The organism is Streptococcus sp. HMSC061E03, assembly GCF_001813505.1.
GTDB lineage: Bacteria > Bacillota > Bacilli > Lactobacillales > Streptococcaceae > Streptococcus.
The window spans coordinates 1-335 of the sequence record NZ_KV812798.1; the positions used below are offsets into that span (position 1 = coordinate 1).

Consider the following 335-nt stretch of genomic DNA (forward strand, 5'->3'; position numbering starts at 1 on the left):
GTTCCAGCACCAGAATTGACATTCTTGATAGAAGCTAGCGTCTTGGTCTTGGCATTTCGGAACTCCACTTCTGTAGTCGTGGTACCAACACCTACACGAGAACCATCATTTTGAATGTAGTAAAGGTGAACATGGTACTTACCAGTAGAATTCTTGTGATCGCTTGCTTTAACAGATACCTTGTAGTCTCCGTTCGCTTGGCGAGTTGCTTCGTACCAGCGGAGATCATCCTGTCCGTCCTTATCCGACCAAGTTGGGACTTGCACAGTTCGCACACCTTTAGGATTGTAGACATCCTTAATGATGACGTCAAAGGTACCTGTATCCTTGTTGTT

Annotated in this window: 1 protein-coding gene; it reads right to left on the reverse strand. The window is 45.4% G+C overall.

Features of this window, described 5'->3' with window-relative positions:
- Positions 1–335, reverse strand: a 335-nt coding sequence (locus HMPREF2917_RS08820; protein ID WP_176745966.1) for a GBS Bsp-like repeat-containing protein, incomplete at both ends; no start/stop codon positions are given.